General features: G+C 54.7%; 17 protein-coding genes and 2 pseudogenes. 1 reads left to right on the forward strand and 18 read right to left on the reverse strand.

The features are described from left to right. Positions 1–53 precede the first annotated feature (53 nt). From dprA to ABC395_RS16725, 4 genes are all read right to left on the reverse strand, one after another. A complete protein-coding gene (dprA, locus tag ABC395_RS16710; protein ID WP_413004824.1) occupies positions 54–1,166 on the reverse strand; it encodes a DNA-processing protein DprA in 1,113 nt (370 codons plus the stop codon). A gap of 122 nt (positions 1,167–1,288) precedes the next feature. Further along, on the reverse strand, positions 1,289–2,221 hold the full coding sequence (sucD, locus tag ABC395_RS16715) for a succinate--CoA ligase subunit alpha (RefSeq protein WP_103993793.1): 933 nt from the start codon (positions 2,219–2,221) through the stop codon (positions 1,289–1,291). A 63-nt stretch (positions 2,222–2,284) separates the two neighbouring features. Continuing rightward, a complete protein-coding gene (sucC, locus tag ABC395_RS16720; protein WP_103993792.1) occupies positions 2,285–3,445 on the reverse strand; it encodes an ADP-forming succinate--CoA ligase subunit beta in 1,161 nt (386 codons plus the stop codon). 313 nt (positions 3,446–3,758) lie between these two features. Beyond that, positions 3,759–4,019 (reverse strand): hypothetical protein, encoded by a 261-nt coding sequence (locus tag ABC395_RS16725; protein ID WP_413004827.1) that lies wholly within the window; start codon positions 4,017–4,019, stop codon positions 3,759–3,761. Between the two features lie 164 nt (positions 4,020–4,183). Between ABC395_RS16725 and ABC395_RS16730 the strand changes: the two are divergent. Continuing rightward, a pseudogene (locus ABC395_RS16730) lies at positions 4,184–5,768 on the forward strand (YifB family Mg chelatase-like AAA ATPase). 234 nt (positions 5,769–6,002) lie between these two features. Here ABC395_RS16730 and ABC395_RS16735 read toward each other — a convergent pair. The 14 genes and pseudogenes from ABC395_RS16735 to ftsY all read right to left on the reverse strand — a co-directional run bounded on the left by ABC395_RS16735 (position 6,003) and on the right by ftsY (position 16,915). After that, on the reverse strand, positions 6,003–6,377 hold the full coding sequence (locus tag ABC395_RS16735; protein WP_413004828.1) for a YraN family protein: 375 nt from the start codon (positions 6,375–6,377) through the stop codon (positions 6,003–6,005). Between the two features lies 1 nt (position 6,378). Then, entirely contained in the window at positions 6,379–6,753 is a 375-nt protein-coding gene (locus ABC395_RS16740; RefSeq protein ID WP_413004830.1) for an EscU/YscU/HrcU family type III secretion system export apparatus switch protein, read from the reverse strand. After that, on the reverse strand, positions 6,750–8,843 hold the full coding sequence (locus ABC395_RS16745; protein ID WP_413004831.1) for a hypothetical protein: 2,094 nt from the start codon (positions 8,841–8,843) through the stop codon (positions 6,750–6,752). Before ABC395_RS16745 ends, ABC395_RS16740 begins: the two co-directional genes overlap by 4 nt. A gap of 54 nt (positions 8,844–8,897) precedes the next feature. Continuing rightward, positions 8,898–9,506 carry a ribonuclease HII gene (locus ABC395_RS16750; protein ID WP_413004833.1) on the reverse strand — a complete coding sequence of 203 codons (609 nt, stop codon included), beginning with the start codon at positions 9,504–9,506 and terminating at the stop codon, positions 8,898–8,900. A 149-nt stretch (positions 9,507–9,655) separates the two neighbouring features. Beyond that, complete coding sequence (gene ylqF / locus ABC395_RS16755) at positions 9,656–10,528, reverse strand: ribosome biogenesis GTPase YlqF (protein ID WP_413004835.1); 873 nt, start codon at positions 10,526–10,528, stop codon at positions 9,656–9,658. Between the two features lie 36 nt (positions 10,529–10,564). Continuing rightward, positions 10,565–11,200: a signal peptidase I gene (gene lepB, locus ABC395_RS16760; RefSeq protein ID WP_413004837.1), complete on the reverse strand. Its 636-nt coding sequence runs from the start codon at positions 11,198–11,200 to the stop codon at positions 10,565–10,567. Between the two features lie 82 nt (positions 11,201–11,282). Beyond that, entirely contained in the window at positions 11,283–11,624 is a 342-nt protein-coding gene (gene rplS, locus ABC395_RS16765; RefSeq protein ID WP_042232818.1) for a 50S ribosomal protein L19, read from the reverse strand. Positions 11,625–11,839: 215 nt separating this feature from the next. After that, on the reverse strand, positions 11,840–12,628 hold the full coding sequence (gene trmD / locus ABC395_RS16770) for a tRNA (guanosine(37)-N1)-methyltransferase TrmD (RefSeq protein WP_413004839.1): 789 nt from the start codon (positions 12,626–12,628) through the stop codon (positions 11,840–11,842). Further along, positions 12,625–13,146, reverse strand: coding sequence for a ribosome maturation factor RimM (gene rimM / locus ABC395_RS16775; RefSeq protein WP_413004841.1), 522 nt, complete (start codon positions 13,144–13,146; stop codon positions 12,625–12,627). The genes trmD and rimM overlap by 4 nt, the downstream gene beginning before the upstream one ends. A 185-nt stretch (positions 13,147–13,331) precedes the next feature. Next, a pseudogene (locus ABC395_RS16780) lies at positions 13,332–13,563 on the reverse strand (KH domain-containing protein). A gap of 27 nt (positions 13,564–13,590) precedes the next feature. Further along, a complete protein-coding gene (gene rpsP / locus ABC395_RS16785) occupies positions 13,591–13,863 on the reverse strand; it encodes a 30S ribosomal protein S16 (RefSeq protein ID WP_042232810.1) in 273 nt (90 codons plus the stop codon). A gap of 51 nt (positions 13,864–13,914) precedes the next feature. Further along, positions 13,915–15,276 carry a signal recognition particle protein gene (gene ffh / locus ABC395_RS16790; protein ID WP_413004843.1) on the reverse strand — a complete coding sequence of 454 codons (1,362 nt, stop codon included), beginning with the start codon at positions 15,274–15,276 and terminating at the stop codon, positions 13,915–13,917. Between the two features lie 89 nt (positions 15,277–15,365). Further along, positions 15,366–15,716, reverse strand: coding sequence for a putative DNA-binding protein (locus ABC395_RS16795; RefSeq protein ID WP_413004845.1), 351 nt, complete (start codon positions 15,714–15,716; stop codon positions 15,366–15,368). A gap of 209 nt (positions 15,717–15,925) precedes the next feature. Then, positions 15,926–16,915 carry a signal recognition particle-docking protein FtsY gene (ftsY, locus tag ABC395_RS16800; RefSeq protein WP_103993779.1) on the reverse strand — a complete coding sequence of 330 codons (990 nt, stop codon included), beginning with the start codon at positions 16,913–16,915 and terminating at the stop codon, positions 15,926–15,928. Positions 16,916–17,009 lie beyond the last annotated feature (94 nt).

Genomic DNA, 17,009 nt, shown 5'->3' on the forward strand with positions numbered 1-17,009 from the left:
CCCTCAGTGTCATCTGCTGCTGCATGTATATCATCATCTTTTTAATAGAAATTTCATATGGAAACGTAAGAAGAGCCTGGAAGCTCCGCTATCACCTTTTTCAATAGCAAGGATATCAGAACTGAATGCAAATGTCCAAACGTAAATTGAGTCTGCTCCAGGAGGACGTCAATGGGGACGGGCACGCTCGACAGCAATCGATAAAGAATAGCCTCGTCTTCTGTCAGCTGGTGCCCGGGTGACGGCATATAAGCCGTCTGGGACGAAACTCCCAGTTGTCTACCCAGGGAGGACATTAAGTGGGAATATTCTTCGTAGATATCCCGGGGATCCGTCACCATTTTGGCCCCCTGCTTAATAAGCGAGAGCGCTCCTCTGCTCTTGGGAGAATGGATGGGACCCGGAACGGCAAACACGTCCCTTGATTCCTCCAGAGCCAGATCCGCCGTAATCAGGGAGCCGCTTCTCTCCGCAGCCTCCACCACGATAACACCCAGACTCATGCCCGCGATCACCCGGTTGCGCATCGGAAATAACCCCGGGTGCGGAACCGTACCGAGCGGGTACTCGGACATGACGAGGCCGCCGCCGGCGATGATCTCCTCATGCAGCCTCGCATGCTCCGGCGGATAAATCCGGTCGGGCGGCACACCGAGCACGGCTGCCGTTCCGCCCGCTCCGTCTTTGGCCCCGCGGTGCGCCTCCGCATCGATGCCGCGCGCCAACCCGCTTACGACGACAAAGCCCGCGGCCGATAAAGCGTGGCTCAACTCCTGCGCGGCTTTCCGGCCGTAAGCGGTCGGTGTCCGCGTACCGACGACCGCGAGTGCCGGCCTTTGCAGCACCTCCTGCCGTCCTCTGCAGTAGAGGACCCAGGGAGGCTGCGCGGTTTCTTCAAGCAGCCGCGGATAGCTCGGATCGAAGCGGGTCAGAATGCGGATGCCGAGCCGCTCGTACTTTTCTAATGAAGCTTCAATTTTAAATGGAGTCAATTCTTCTATTAACCGCTGGATTCTGGCTGCCGGAACGCCGAGCCTGGCATATTCGCCTGCCCGCCAGTGCAGCAAATCCTTCAAATCGGAACATGAACGAACCAGCAGATCGATGGTCTTCCATCCCACTCCCGATATGCCGTGAAGGCCGATAAGTACAGAGCGATTCTCCATAGTATAAAACACTCCCTTGTCATTCACAAATTTTACAGCCCTAAACAAAAAAACCTTCCAATTCCCAAAGGGAACCGGAAGGTTGCTTACCGTCCATAAAAGCGCCGAAATCGGCAGCTTTATTATTTTTTAGTGATGCATTTTTCCAGCAGGCCTTTTTCTTCCAGGACGCTCACGAGAGTGGAGCCCATTTCGGAAGGAGTAGCCGCTACGCGGATACCGCAAGCTTCAAGTGTTGCCACTTTTTCAGCCGCCGTACCTTTACCGCCGGAAATGATGGCACCCGCGTGGCCCATACGTTTTCCCGGAGGCGCTGTTTTACCGCCGATGAAGCCGACAACCGGCTTCGTCATGTTCGCTTTAATCCACTCGGCCGCTTCTTCTTCAGCGGAACCGCCGATTTCACCGATCATGATGACCGCGTAAGTTTCCGGATCTTCGTTGAACAGTTTAAGAATGTCGATAAACTCGGAGCCTTTAACCGGGTCGCCGCCGATACCTACTGCGGAGGACTGGCCGATGCCGCGGGTCGTAAGCTGGTGAACCGCTTCATACGTCAGGGTACCGGAGCGGGATACTACGCCCACGTGGCCCGGAGTATGAATGTAACCCGGCATAATGCCGATTTTACATTCGCCCGGAGTAATGACGCCCGGACAGTTCGGTCCGATCAGACGGGTGCGTTTGCCTTCCATGTAACGGGCAACTTTCACCATGTCAAGCACCGGAATGCCTTCGGTGATACAGATGACGAGATCAAGATCCGCGTCAACGGCTTCCATGATGGAATCGGCCGCAAAAGCGGGCGGAACGTAAATAACCGATGCCGTAGCACCTGTCGCGTCCTTCGCTTCTTGTACCGTGTTGTAAACCGGAAGAGTAACGGTAGAGCCGTTTTCAAGCGTGAAATCGACTTGTGTGCCGCCTTTTCCCGGAACAGCGCCGGCTACCATTTGCGTACCATATTCAAGACCGCCGAGTGTATGGAACATACCGGTCTTACCCGTCATGTTTTGGGTAATGACTTTTGTGTTTTTATCAATCAAAATAGACATGGTAATTATTCACATCCCCTGAATTTTTTGAAGAAAAGAAAGCTTGTACTCAATAGACCGGAATTACTTAACGAGCGCGACGATTTTCTGTGCGCCGTCAGCCATCGAATCCGCGGAAACGATGTTCAGTCCGGATTCATTCAGGATTTTCTTGCCCAGATCCACGTTGGTGCCTTCCAGACGTACGACGAGCGGACGGTCCAGACCTAATTCCTTGGCTGCGGCCACAACGCCTTCGGCAATAATGTCACATCTCATGATTCCGCCGAAAATATTGACGAAAATGCCTTTTACTTTCGAGTCGGAAAGGATGATTTTGAACGCTTCGGTAACTTTCTCTTTCGTAGCACCGCCCCCTACGTCAAGGAAGTTAGCCGGGTCGCCGCCGTAGTGCTTGATGATATCCATCGTAGCCATGGCAAGTCCCGCACCGTTAACCATACAGCCGATATTGCCGTCAAGGGCGATGTAGCTGAGGTCGTATTTGGAAGCTTCGATTTCCTTCTCGTCTTCTTCTTCGAGGTCGCGCAGCTCCAGAATGTCTTTGTGACGGAACAATGCGTTGGAATCGAAGTTAAGTTTCGCGTCAAGCGCCATTACGTTGCCGTCGCCGGTTACGACGAGCGGATTGATCTCGGCAATGGAGCAATCTTTTTCCACGAACGCGGTGTAAAGGGCAAGCATGAACTTAACCGCTTTATTCACGAGTTCTTGAGGGATTTTAATGGCATATGCCAGTTTACGCGCTTGGAAAGCCTGCAGGCCGATGGCCGGATCGATGATTTCTTTGAAAATCTTCTCCGGAGTGTTAGCCGCCACTTCCTCGATGTCCATACCGCCTTCTTCGGAAGCCATCATCGTAACGCGGCCCGTTCCACGGTCGACAACTACGCCTATGTAGTACTCTTTCTTGATATCGCAGCCTTGCTCGATGAGCAGGCGTTTAACTTCCTTGCCTTCAGGACCGGTTTGGTGAGTAACCAGCACCTTGCCCAGGATTTGCTCCGCATAAGTCCGGACTTCGTCCAGATTTTTAGCTACTTTCACGCCGCCCGCTTTACCGCGGCCGCCTGCGTGAATTTGCGCTTTGACAACTACGACCTGAGTGCCCAGCTCTTTAGCTGCTTCGACCGCTTCATCCACGGAAAACGCCACTTTGCCCTGAGGTACGACAACGCCGTACTGCTTCAGGACTTCTTTGCCTTGATACTCATGGATATTCATTTGCAAATCCTCCTAAACGTATTGTTTCTCCCTGTATGCACGAAACCTCATTCAAGCTTCGAATCTATCCGCATAATCAACGTAGGGTATTCGCCGTTTGACAGGGGAAATCCTGCCCGGCTCATTTTGGGCCCGGACAAACATTTGCCATCGATAATTGTATCACTTTTTGTCGACAGTTTCCTCACTTTTTAAAAAAGAAATCGTTTTTTCTAATTGCTTAGGAAATCGTTAACTCTTCTTCCACCCTCTTCATGAAAAAAGCACTTCCATCCCCGTACGGTCCGGAAGCGCTTGGATACAACTGCCTTGCCTATACGTAAGTCGGGCTGGTCGGGGTCATGGTGCGGGGCTGGCGCTCCGCCTGCTTGACAAATCGCATTTCGTTGCCGACAAAGCTGCATACCTGGCATTGAATCGTCGGTTCGTTCTCGGCAATCTCGCTGGGTTCGCTGGACACCGTGACGGCACCCGTCAGAGCGTCTTTCACAAATGGCTGCGAATAGCTGGTCATCAGACTGAATTTGATCCGGTTGGAGCGGCAGTTCGGGCAAAAATACGGTTTATCCTGCATATCAATCACCTCGCCATTAGTATGACCAATTATCCGCGGCTAAAAGATTGTTTTCATGTTTGGGTATTTTTGGTATAATGTCCGAATAAACACAAATGAAATGATACGGATCATAAGGAAGCACCTTTGACCCTGTCCACTGTGAAGGGAGAAGGTGTTTTTACATGTATGGCAAAGTAACCGGAGCCTGTCTGCACGGAATCGACGGAATCTGCATCGAGGTGGAGACCGATATCGCGAACGGACTCCCCCAAATCAACGTCGTCGGCCTTCCCGATACCGCCGTCAGAGAATCGATCGACCGTGTACGCTCCGCGATCAAAAACTGCGGGTTCCAGTTTCCGCTGGAACGCATTACGGTCAACCTCGCCCCGGCCGATTTGAGAAAGGAAGGCGCCTCCTTCGATCTGGCCATTGCCACCGGCATCCTGCTGACCAGCGGACAGATTGAGCTTCCCGGCATAGGCGATTGTCTGCTGATCGGAGAGCTGGCGCTGGACGGCGGACTCCGCCCCGTACCGGGGGTGTTGTCCCTGGTCGATGCCGCTCGGCGGAGAGGAATCCGGCGGGTCGTGCTCCCTTTGTCCAATGTGGACGAAGCCCGCCTGATATCCGGCACAGAGGTACTGGGGATAAGCAGTCTGAGCGAACTGGGGAACACCGGCAAGCGCGGTATCACGGCAGACTGTGCTTCCCGGCCGGGAAGCGAACCCGCTTCTGGTGAAGTTTTACCCGCCCGTCCGGGTATTCAGGCTGAGATAAACGGCACCGTGGCGGCCGCCGACGACTATGCCGATGTGATCGGGCAGCATCATGCCAAGCGGGCTGTTATGATCGCTGCGGCCGGCATGCACAATCTGTTATTTATCGGGCCTCCCGGCACGGGCAAAACGATGCTGGCCCGCCGGATTCCCGGCATACTTCCGCCGCTGTCCGACGAGGAAGCGCTTGAGGTGACGAAAATATACAGCGTATCGGGAAAACTGGGCGCCATCAACCGGTTTATGCGGCAGAGGCCCTACCGCTCGCCGCATCATACCGTTTCGGCGGCCGGTCTTATTGGCGGAGGGTCCGTACCGAAGCCCGGAGAGGTAAGTCTGGCTCATCAAGGCGTCCTTTTTCTCGATGAGCTTCCCGAGTTTTCGCGGAGCGTGCTGGAAGTGCTGCGTCAGCCTTTGGAAGACCGGAAGGTAACCATAGGGCGGGCTCGCGCATCCTTCACGTTTCCGTCCGGCTTTCTGCTTGCCGCATCGATGAATCCCTGCTCGTGCGGGTTCTACGGCACGGAAACCGCCGAACAAGAGCTGCATCTGCTCCCCGCTTAAAGTCAGACAGTACAGGGCGCGCATTTCGGGGCCGCTTCTGGATCGCATCGATCTTCATGTGGAGGTTCCCCGGCTGGATTACACCGCGATGACCGACAAGCGCCCTTCGCTTTCCTCGGATGATATGCGCCGGCAGGTGTTTGCCGCTCACCGCAGACAAACGCGGCGTTACGAGGGCAGCCCCATACGCCGTAACGCCGAGCTCGGCGGCAAATGGCTCCGTAAATACTGCGCGCTGCCTCCCGAGGCCGAAGACCTCCTCCGGCAAACGTTTGACCTGCTTCACCTGAGCGCGCGGGCACACGACCGGATTCTGAAAATCGCGCGGACGATCGCCGATCTGGAAGAGAGCGACGCCATCGCTTACGGGCATATAGCCGAAGCGATCCAATACAGAAATCTGGATAAATCATATTCCCTCTAACCGGGAAGCTCTAAAACATGACGAATATTTTATATTCTGACCTATTCCTTCCCCCATCGCTAAAAAGCATAGGTGGCGGTTCCCCGTTATGCTGTCTTTCGTCCGCTACCCCGTATCTTCCTAACATATAGAAAAACAAAAAAAGGCATCCGTCCACGCGACGGGCGCCTTTTCTGACTTTTACCGGTCTGATCCGAGACTGGCGGACAAAACCCGTGAACTCGAATCGTTCATTCAAAATGCTCCCGCCAGGTGCTCCAGACGGATAAACTCCCCCTCGGGAGTCAGCTCGACCGCGATCACATCAAACCGCACCTTGCGGTCGCATTGTTTAACCGCATGCAGGTACACCTGCGCGATCTGGCGCACTTTCAGCTGCTTGCGGGCGTCCACGGATTCCTTCGCCGTACCGAACCGTCCCGTAAGCCTGCGCGTACGCACTTCGATAAACACAAGCTGATCGCCCGCTTCGGCTACCAGATCGATCTCACCCGAGCGGCAGCGCCAATTACGGGCTGCGATTCCGTAACCTTGAGCGGCTAAGTACTCTTCCGCCCTCTGCTCGCCGTACCGCCCCAGATCTTTACGGGATAAAGGCGAAAACGCCATGTCACAGCCCCTTCCGCTGCTGGTCTCTCATTTCTTTCATTCGGTTATCGGACCGGTAAATGTAGCTAAGCACCTCGGCTACAAGCTGATAAAGCTCCCCGGGTATCTCCTGATCGAGCTCCAGTTTCGAGAGCACTTCCACAAGCGAAGCGTCTTCCTGTACGGGAACACCGCTCTCCCTTGCCTTCTCGACAATCGCTTCCGCGACTTTGCCCTTCCCTTTCGCGATAACCGTAGGCGCTTTCTGCTCTCCGGGCGCGTATTTCAGCGCAACCGCTTTGCGGATCGCTTGCGCCCCCGTACTTTCTCCGTCAGCCGCTTCCTTGTCTGGACCGGAGTTTGACGGAGACCGGCCTTGCTTGGCAGAAAAATTCATACGCGCAAATCCACTCCCCGATAGGCTTCTCCCGGCACGATAGTATCCATCATAACCACACTTAGCGGAGAACCGGAGTCCCCGCCGGAGAGACTTCCAAGCGACTTCGGATATTCCCCCGTTTTCATAGATAGAAACTGATAGCCCAAGTTATCCAGGGCCGCTGCAATTTCTTCCTTGGAACTATTTAGCAGCTCGCCGATAACCGGATCGTCATTAAAAACTTGAAGACTGACCATTTTATTCATCACACCGACGTCCACAAGCGTGTGGCCCATCGATTTCATTTGGAGATCAAACAAAAGCCGGCAGTTCTCCGCATCCAGCTCTCCGCGTCTGCCTTTGCGGGATTGGATGTGAACGGCTGCCGTAGGCTGTCCGTCCGCGCCGAGAAGCGGGACAAACAGCGTCACGTGCGTAAACACCCCGCTTCGGTCCGGCGAGAGCAGCAGCTGCTGCCCCGTAATCTGCTGCAGCGCCTGCTGGGCCGTTTCCCGGATCGGAGCCGGGAGATCGTCAGCCGCCGTCAGCTGGAGCAGCAGGCTCTTGAGCGTCTCGGTGCCGTCCGCCTTGAGTGCCGCAGCCTGCCCTTCGCCAGCGGCGGCCATATGGGCCCCGCCTGCGTGCGGTGCGCTGCCCGGCTGCCTCAGGAGGCGGCTTTCGTGGTCGACGCCCACCGCCCGCAGCAGCTCGCGCACCCAGCCGCCGTCGGCCGCCGGGCGCTGTTCGCCTGCAGCGGCAGCGCGTGGGCCGTCCGCCTCGGCCGCGCCTCCGCGGCTCGCGGCTGCTGCCTGCGCAGCCTGGGCATCGGCCGCCGCACGCGGCGCACCTGCCGGCTGCACGGACTGCGGCTGGACCGCCGCCGCGTCAGGCCGCGCGCCTCCAGCGGCAACCCCGCCAGCGGCTGCCGTACCGGGCGCAGGCGTCGGGGCGCCCGCCGCTGGGCGTCCCGCGGCCGGCGTCAGCTCTGCGGGCTCGCCCGCAGGCACGCCCGGAGCCGCGGCTGCAGGGCCGCCGCCCGCCGGCGCCGCTGTCTGCCCGGCGGGCATGCCGCCGGCGGCCGGCTGCTGCGGCTGCGTCCCGGGCGCGGTCCGGCCCGTGCCCGGCAGCTCTGCGGCTGCGTCAGCCTGCATGCCCGCTGATGGTTGCGTCAGCCTGACGCCATCAGCGGGCGCTCCGGCCGCCGGCTGCGGCAAGCCGGATGTTCCCGACGGCACAAGGCGGCCTTGTCCGGCGGCCTGCGTATTGCCGCCATCGGGACGGCTTCCTGCCGGCTGGCGTGTTGTCGCCTCTCCAGCAGTTCCCGCACCGCCATTAGCCGGAGACGTTACCGCCGCCGGTCCCGGCTTGCCGGTTCCGCTTTCCGCTCCGGCTGCCGCCCCGGTCCCGGCAGGTTTTCCTCCTACCCCGCCTGCCGTATCCTGCATGGTGCGCAAAACATCGGCTAACTGCCGGAGCAATTTTTCTCCGCCGCCGTTCGTTCCTTCGGCCAGACCGCCGTTTTGCAGCAGTCCGCTTAAGGTCTGCGCCAGATTTTGCAGCGTTTCTCCGAACGGCTTTCCGAATAAGGCCTGATGGACGGCTCCTACCGTATCCGCGGTTAAGGGAAGACCTTTGCCGACGGCCACGCCGACCGCCTGTATCCACTGTTCGGGCTTCACGGAAGCCGGGATGCGGCTCATGATCTCTTGCAGCGGCGCTGCCGCCTCCTTCGTCAGCGGGATGCCCTGCTGTTTCATCATCTGGACCAGCTCGCGGTTCACGGCCGTATCTTTTAACCCCGTCTGCTTCAGCATCTGTCCGATCTCTTCCTGTGTAGCCGGCACGACCGGTCCAGCCGCAGGTTTAAGAACAACCTGTCCGCCCGTACTTTCCGGCTGCACCTGCAGCCATGCGGTCTGCCCGGGCGCAAGGGGAGTCTCCAGCTTGGCTCTCACCTGTACGCCGTCGATCGACATTTGGGCTTCCTGATTATCGTATACCTGCAAAACCACACCCTTGACTACCTGTCCGGGCTTCAACTCCAATGTTTTGGGCTCCGCCGCCTGCATGCCGCCGGCCAAACCACGAATCAATCCGCTAATGTTCACGCCGACCCGCCTTTCGTTTTGCATTCTTTATGTATATATCGGACGGAACCCCAATTAAAATAACTCCTGCTGCATAACCATCACGTTGCGGATAAAAAGCTTCCGGTGCAGGGGGGTCGGCCCGAATTCGATCAGCATTTCCCTGTGCTGCCGGGTCGCGTATCCCTTGTGCTTGGCAATGCCGTATTCCGGGTGAAGCTTATCCCATTCCTTGCACATCCGGTCCCGGGTCACTTTGGCGATAATCGAAGCGGCCGCGATCGACTGGCTCGTCGCATCGCCGTGAATAATCGCCATCTGCGTAATATCCACATCCACTTGTTCCGCATCGACCAGCAAATAATCGGACGAAGGACTCAGCTGCTCCACCGCCCGTTTCATCGCCAGTCTGGAAGCTTGCTTAATATTGATTTCGTCAATCGTTGTTACATCTATCGTACCGATGCCTACGGCAATCGCTTCTTCCATGATCACATCATACAATTCTTCGCGTTTTTTCTCGGAAAGCTTTTTGGAATCGTCCACGCCATCCAATAGTAAGCCTTGTGGCAAAATAACGGCGGCCGCAACGACATCTCCGAATAAACAGCCTCGTCCGACTTCATCGACTCCCGCAATCCGGGAGTAGCCTTTTTCCCATAATCCCGTTTCTTCATGAAGCATGGTGCAACCTCCTCCCGCTCTCCATTATACCGGAAAAATCGACATATTGTCCCGTGAAAACAACAAAAAACGTGCGACCGCTCCTCCCCGGTTTTCGAAGAGGGCTGTGCACGTTTAACCGCTTAATGGCTCTAAAAGACTCAGACGTCTTAAAGATACTCTTCCGGAACTTCCAGTGAAACCCGCCCTAATTTGCCGGAACGAAGCTCACGCAAAAACAGAAGGGAGGTTTTTTCAAGATCAACGCGCCCGCCGCTGATAATCGCTCCACGCTTGCGCCCGATCGCCTCCATAACCTCGATGACCTCGTTAGGATTCTCGCTGTCCGCGGGAAGCTCCTTGATGCCATAACGTTCCTGAAGACGTTCTCCGTAGTATTCGGCCATGTAACGGATCGTATGAAAAGCGATATCGTCGAGATGCAGGATTTCTTCCTTGATCGCACCCGTAGCCGCCAGCTTCATGCCCACGTTCTGGTCATCGAATTTCGGCCACAAAATGCCCGGTGTATCCAGAAGGTCCATATCCGTTCCGAATTTAATCCACTGCTGGCCTTTCGTAACGCCCGGCTTATCCCCGGTATTCGCTATTTTCCGCCCTGCCAGCTGGTTAATCAGAGTGGATTTCCCTACGTTCGGAATTCCCACAATGAGTCCCCGTATGGCCCGCGGATTGATGCCTTTGCGAATCTGGGTTTCGATTTTGGCGCTCATGAGCTCTTTGCAGCGCGGCAAAATCTCTTTCACACCGGTTCCCGTGTTGGCATCGATCGGCAGCGCCTTCAGTCCCTGATCCATAAAATACTTCACCCAATCCGCCGTAATCGCCGGGTCCGCCAGATCCGACTTGTTCAGAAGAACGAGCCGGGGCTTTCCCTTCAGAATATCATCGACCATGGGATTGCGGCTGGACATCGGAATCCGCGCGTCGAGCAGCTCAATCGCCACATCAATGAGCTTCAATTTGTCTTCGATTTGTCTTCTTGCCCGGGTCATATGGCCGGGAAACCATTGAATCGTCATCCTATCACCTCTGCATACAAAACGAGCACTTCTTCATCAGAAGTGCACGAAACCTGCTTTATTTAGGGGCCAGAACACCAGATCCGCACGGCCTACTATTTTATCGTATGAAACAAACCCGACTTCTGCGAAACGGCTGTCCTTACTGTTGGAGCGGTTATCCCCCATAACGAACACGGACTTGTCCGGCACTTTAATCTCCGTCGTGCCCTCGCTGCCCGCTTCGGGGAAATTGCGCCTGTTATAAGCATGCCCTTCTTTTACCGCATTATCTATGGCTTCTTTTATGTAAGGCTCTTCAATGACCTTATCGTTGACGTATACTTTGTCGCCGTCCACCTTGATCGTTTCTCCCGGAAGAGCCACGACCCGTTTGATATAATCGATGCCTTCCGGCGCATGAAGCACGATGACTTCGCCCCGTTTAGGATCGCTGAATTTATACTTGATCTTATTTACGATTAACCGTTCACCCGTATGAAAGTTCGGTTCCATGGAGGGACCTTCGACGATGAAGGGGGCAAACAGAAGCCAACGAATCAAAAATACAAGAACGGCAGCGATAAGCAGGGCTTTAATCCATTCCCATGCTTCCTTTTTTACGGGATTTTTCGCCGGAGCTGCCACATTTTCGGTTTCGGCCGAAAGTTCCTGCTCTCTTCTCTCCATCATCCAAACCCCATTTCCTGATCAAATGAACATGAGCTTTTATGAAACTAAAAGGGGACTTGAAAACAAGCCCCCTCGGTCTTTATTATCGAATTTCTTTAATTCTAGCCGCTTTACCGCGAAGACCGCGCAGGTAGTAAAGTTTCGCACGACGAACTTTACCACGACGAGCTACTTCAATCTTTTCAATCTTCGGAGAATGAAGCGGAAGTGTTCTTTCCACGCCAACGCCGTAAGAAATTTTACGAACTGTAAACGTTTCGCTGATTCCGCCGCCGCGACGCTTGATCACGACACCTTCGAACAGCTGAACGCGCTCGCGGGTTCCCTCGATTACTTTTACAAATACTTTCAAAGTATCGCCGGGACGAAAGCTCGGGATATCAGAACGCAATTGTTCTTTCGTAATTTCCTGAATGAGATTCATTTAAGATTCCCTCCTTCCACAATAGGTGTTCATTCCGCCATCTCTTAGCTGTCAAAACCACGTTTGTATGCGTAGAGGACCACCCGATTCAAACAACACAACATTGGATATTCTATCATACGTTCAACAGAAAAACAACCAAAATCGTTCGTATTTTTCTATTTGGTAGAAAAGATTCGAGACGGCTGCAAAAAAAACCGGATTTCCGACGATTTTTAGTCCTGCCGTCCCTCTTCCTCGGCCTTTCTTTCACGCAGCCATCGTTTCTCCTTGTCCGTCAGTTCGGCATTCTCAAGCAGTTCGGGACGGCGTTTGAACGTGCGGTAAAGCGACTGCAGCCGGCGCCATTCGGTGATATTCGCATGATGGCCCGAAATGAGCACATCCGGTACGGTCCATCCCCTGAATTCAACGGGACGGGTATAGTGCGGATACTCCAAGAGCCCCGTACTGAAAGAATCCGTAACCGCCGACTGTTCGTTGCCCAGAACGCCGGGGAGGAGACGCACGACACTGTCGATCACCACCATGGCCGGAAGCTCTCCGCCCGTAAGTACATAGTCGCCGATAGACAGCTCGTCCGTCACGAGATGTTCCCGTATCCGCTCGTCATAGCCTTCATAGTGTCCGCAAATAAAAATAAGATGCTCTTCCCGCGACAGCTCTTCCGCTTTCTGTTGGGTAAACGTCTCGCCTTGGGGACACATGAGAATGACGCGCGGTTTAGCTCCTGTCGGGACCCGATCTCCGGCCGTTTCCGGGCCTTCGGAAGGCACACCGAGCAGGGATTCCACCGCCGCGAAGATCGGGTCCGGTTTAAGCACCATTCCTCCTCCTCCGCCGTACGGATAGTCATCCACCGTGTTGTGCTTGTTGCCTGCAAAGTCCCTGAAATTCACGGTAGACAAATTTACGATGCCTTTTTCCCGGGCTTTGCCCAGAATGCTTGATGTAAACACGCCTTCAAACATGGCAGGAAACAAAGTCAGTACGTCTATGTTCATAAATCGAGCAGCCCCTCCAGTAGATGAACCGTTACAACCTTTTCTTCCACATCCACATCGAGCACCACGTCGTCAATTACAGGGAGCAGCAGCTGCTTTTTGTTCGGCCTTCCCACTACCCACACATGGTTCGCTCCCGGTGTCAGGATTTCCTGAATCGTGCCGAGTTCTTCGCCTTCTTCAGTCAGAACTCTGCAGCCTATAATTTCGTGATAATAGTACTCGTCTTCATCCAGACTTTCCAGGTATTTCTCTTCTACCCGAAGCAGGGAACCTTTTAAAGGTTCGACCTCGTTGATGTGAGAAAACTCCTTGAACTGGACGATGTACATGTTTTTGTGCAGCCGTGTGCTTTTAATCGTCACCGGTGTAAGTTTACCTTTGGCATCCTCGACGACAAGCTTGCTGCCGACCGCAAAACGCTGCTCGGCAAAGTCCGTATGCGGCACGACTTTCATTTCACCCCGCAGACCGTGTGTGTTGACGATGGTCCCGACCGTATATAATTTATCGCTCATATCCGTATTTTTCCACCTCTGTCCCGTTTCCATACTTGTTCCGATTCTCCGGACGCCGAAAAAGGATCAAAACCGGTTTCCGTTCGCCTGCCCGGTTTTGTTTCTCCGGATGCGTCCTCCGGCAGGAAACGGTTTCTCGTGTTCAGATGCAAGAAAAAGGTTAGGAATGATCCTAACCTTTTCCTCTATGACATAATTTCAACGGTAACCCGTTTGTTTTCCTTGACTGCAGTCTGACGTGACGACTGTGCGAAGAGCTTTGGCGATACGCCCCTGTTTGCCGATAACTTTACCGACATCTCCCGGGTGTACGGACAGTTCATAAACGACACTGTTCTCGCCTTCCACCGCATTCACACGCACGTCTTCCGGATGATCCACGAGTGCCTTCGCGATAACGGTAATGACCTCTTTCATAAAGACCTCCGAAATGCCTGGGTAGGATTACTTTTTCAGCTTAGACTCGTGGAACTTGGTCATAAGACCTGCTTTGCTGAACAGGGAACGAACCGTATCGGACGCTTGCGCGCCGTCTTGGAGCCATTTCAGTGCTTTCTCCTCGTCGATTTTAACGACTGCAGGTTGAGCAACCGGGTTATAGTAACCGATCTCCTCGATAAAACGTCCGTCACGCGGAGAGCGGGAATCGGAAACAACTACACGATAAAAAGGAGCTTTGTGAGCACCCATACGCTTCAAACGAATACGAACTGCCATGAATATCACCTCCCACATAGAATAAACGCCTTGTATTGAAACCGCCGGCCGTTAACCGAACGGAAACTTGAAACCTTTGCCCAGCTTCTTCATGTTCTTCATGGCCTTAGGATTCATCATGCCCGAGAACTGCTTCATCATTTTGCGCATATCTTCAAACTGCTTCAGCAGCCGGTTGACATCCTGAACGGAATTGCCGCTTCCCAGTGCAATACGTTTGCGCCGGTTGGCATTAATGATTTCAGGCTTGCGCTTCTCTTCCTTCGTCATCGATTTCACGATAGCCTCGACACGGCCCATCTGCTTGTCATCGACTTTCAGGTCTTTCATGCCTTTCATTTTGCCGGCTCCGGGCAGCATATCCAGCAGCTGGTCCAGCGGACCGAGCTTCTTCACCTGCTCCATCTGTTCGAGGAAATCATCGAACGTGAACTCGGCATTGCGCATCTTGCGTTCCATTTCCTTCGCTTTATCCGCATCGATGCCCGCCTGAGCCTTCTCGATCAAGGTGAGCATATCGCCCATACCGAGAATCCTCGAAGCCATCCGCTCCGGATAGAAAGGCTCCAGCGCGTCCATTTTCTCGCCCATTGCGGCGAATTTGATCGGACAGCCGGTAACGGCTTTAACCGATAGTGCGGCACCGCCGCGCGTATCGCCGTCGAGCTTGGTCAGAACGACCCCCGTCAGCTCCAGCTGCTTATGGAAGCTCTCGGCCACGTTGACGGCATCCTGCCCCGTCATCGCGTCGACGACCAGCAGAGTTTCGTGCGGGCCTACCGCTTCGCGCACGTTTTTCAGCTCATCCATGAGCGCTTCGTCAATGTGCAGCCGGCCGGCCGTATCGACGATCACGTAGTCGTTGTTGTTGTCTTTGGCGAACTGAAGTCCGTTCTTCGCGATTTCGACGGGACTCACCTGATCTCCCATCGAAAATACGGGAACCTTCAGTTGTTCGCCCAGCACCTGAAGCTGCTTGATCGCAGCGGGCCGGTAAATATCGCCGGCGACCAGCAGCGGCTTATGGTTCTGCTTCTGCAGCATTTTGGCCAGCTTGCCCGACGTCGTCGTTTTACCCGCACCCTGCAAACCGACCATCATAATAACGGTAGGCGGTTTGTTCGCTTTGGCGAGCTTCGTGTGCGTTCCGCCCATAAGTTCGGTGAGCTCTTTGTTTACAATGTCGATGACAACCATGCCCGGAGTGAAACTCTTCATCACGTCTTGTCCGACCGCGCGTTCTTTCACCTTGGCGATGAAGTCTTTGACGACTTTAAAGTTAACGTCGGCTTCCAGAAGAGCCAGACGCACTTCGCGAAGCGCCTCGCCCACATCTTCTTCCGTCAGTTTGCCTTTGCCACGGAGCTTGTCGAACACGCCCTGCAGCCTGCCGGTTAATCCTTCGAATGCCATCTAAACCGCCTCCTTCCTGCCTGATTCAATTGCTCTTAACTTGCATCTTCGTACATGTATGGGTTTCTGCCTCGGCAGAGTTATTCGTTCTATTCCGTATGAACGATCCGGCGCATATAGTCTGCCGCCCGGTCCGCAAGATCGCCCGGCGACCGGAGAAGCATCTCCTCCGCCTCGCTCAGCAGCTTCAAGCGGCGTTCGTGTTTTGCCAGCAGCAGAAGTTTGCTCTCGTAATCCTCGAGCATCTGCTCCGCGCGTTTCACATGTTCGTAAACAGCCTGACGGCTGATCTTGTATTGCTCGGCGATTTCCCCGAGGGAGTAATCGTCGTGAAAGTACAGTTTAAGCACAGCCTGCTGTTTGTCCGTCAGCATGGGCTCGTAGAAATCAAACAGAAGATTAATTCGGTTCGTTTTCTCCAGAATGCGATCTTCCGTCATAAGGCCCGCCTCCGTCAAGGTTATGCACTTTACACCAGCAACAGTCCTTATATTATAGGATGCCGGAGGGGATGTCAAGCCCTGCACCTTGTCAGCAGAAAAAATTCACACCCCCGCGGAATACGGTCTTCCGGAGGCTCACACATACAAACCGTACAAGTGAAGCCGCACTGCTGCTTACGCGGATCTGCCGCACACCGAAAGCCCGTTTACGCTTCCGCTTTTTCCTCGGCGATCCACTTCCCGAACAGCGCGTGGACGAACTGCTCCGAATCAAACGGCTGCAAATCGTCCATTTTCTCGCCCAGTCCCACGAATTTCACGGGAATGTTCAGCTCCTGGCGGATGGCAACCACGATGCCGCCTTTTGCCGTACCGTCCAGCTTCGTTAATACGAGGCCGCTCAGACCGGTTTTGTCGCCGAACATTTTGGCCTGCTGGAGGGCATTCTGGCCTGTCGTAGCGTCCAGCACGAGCAGCACTTCATGCGGAGCGTCGGGGACTTCCCTTCGGATAACCCGGTAAATCTTGTTGAGTTCTTCCATCAGATTCACTTTGTTCTGCAGACGTCCCGCCGTATCGCAAAGCAGTATGTCCGCTCCGCGGTTCTTGGCGGCCTGCACGGCGTCATACATGACGGCCGCCGGATCGGAACCCGCCTGCTGCTTGATGACGTCCACGCCGACACGCTGGCCCCACGTTTCGAGCTGCTCGATGGCACCGGCACGGAACGTATCGCCTGCGGCGAGAATCACTTTTTTACCCTGCGATTTGTACATGTGCGCCATTTTGCCGATTGTGGTCGTTTTGCCCACGCCGTTGACGCCGACGAACAAAATGATGCTCAGTCCGCCCGGAGCCAGCTTCATGCTGCTGTCCTCGCTGCCCTTCAGGAGCTCCGTCAGTTTCTCGGACAAAACCGGCTGAAGGTCGTTGGGATCTTCGATTCTGCGTTTGCGCACTTCGCCGCGCAGCTGCTCGATCAGCTCCATGACCGTGCTTACGCCGACGTCGGCGCCGATGAGGATTTCTTCCAGTTCCTCGTAAAACTCCTCGTCGATTTTTTTGCGGCGGCTGAACAGATCGTCCACACGGTCCACGAAGACATCGCGCGTTTTGGTGAGGCCTTCCTTGAATTTATTCGTTACCGCCTCGGTTTTGCTCGAAATGCTCTCTTTTAACCGTTTAAAAAAACTCATCTGAAGCTGTTCCTCGCTTTCTGAAATGGCTCTTGAAGAGCCTGTTAAAGGTGGCTGATTGAAATACACGTTTATATAACCGGATTACCGTCCG

The organism is Paenibacillus canaveralius (assembly GCF_047238265.1).
GTDB lineage: Bacteria > Bacillota > Bacilli > Paenibacillales > NBRC-103111 > Paenibacillus_F.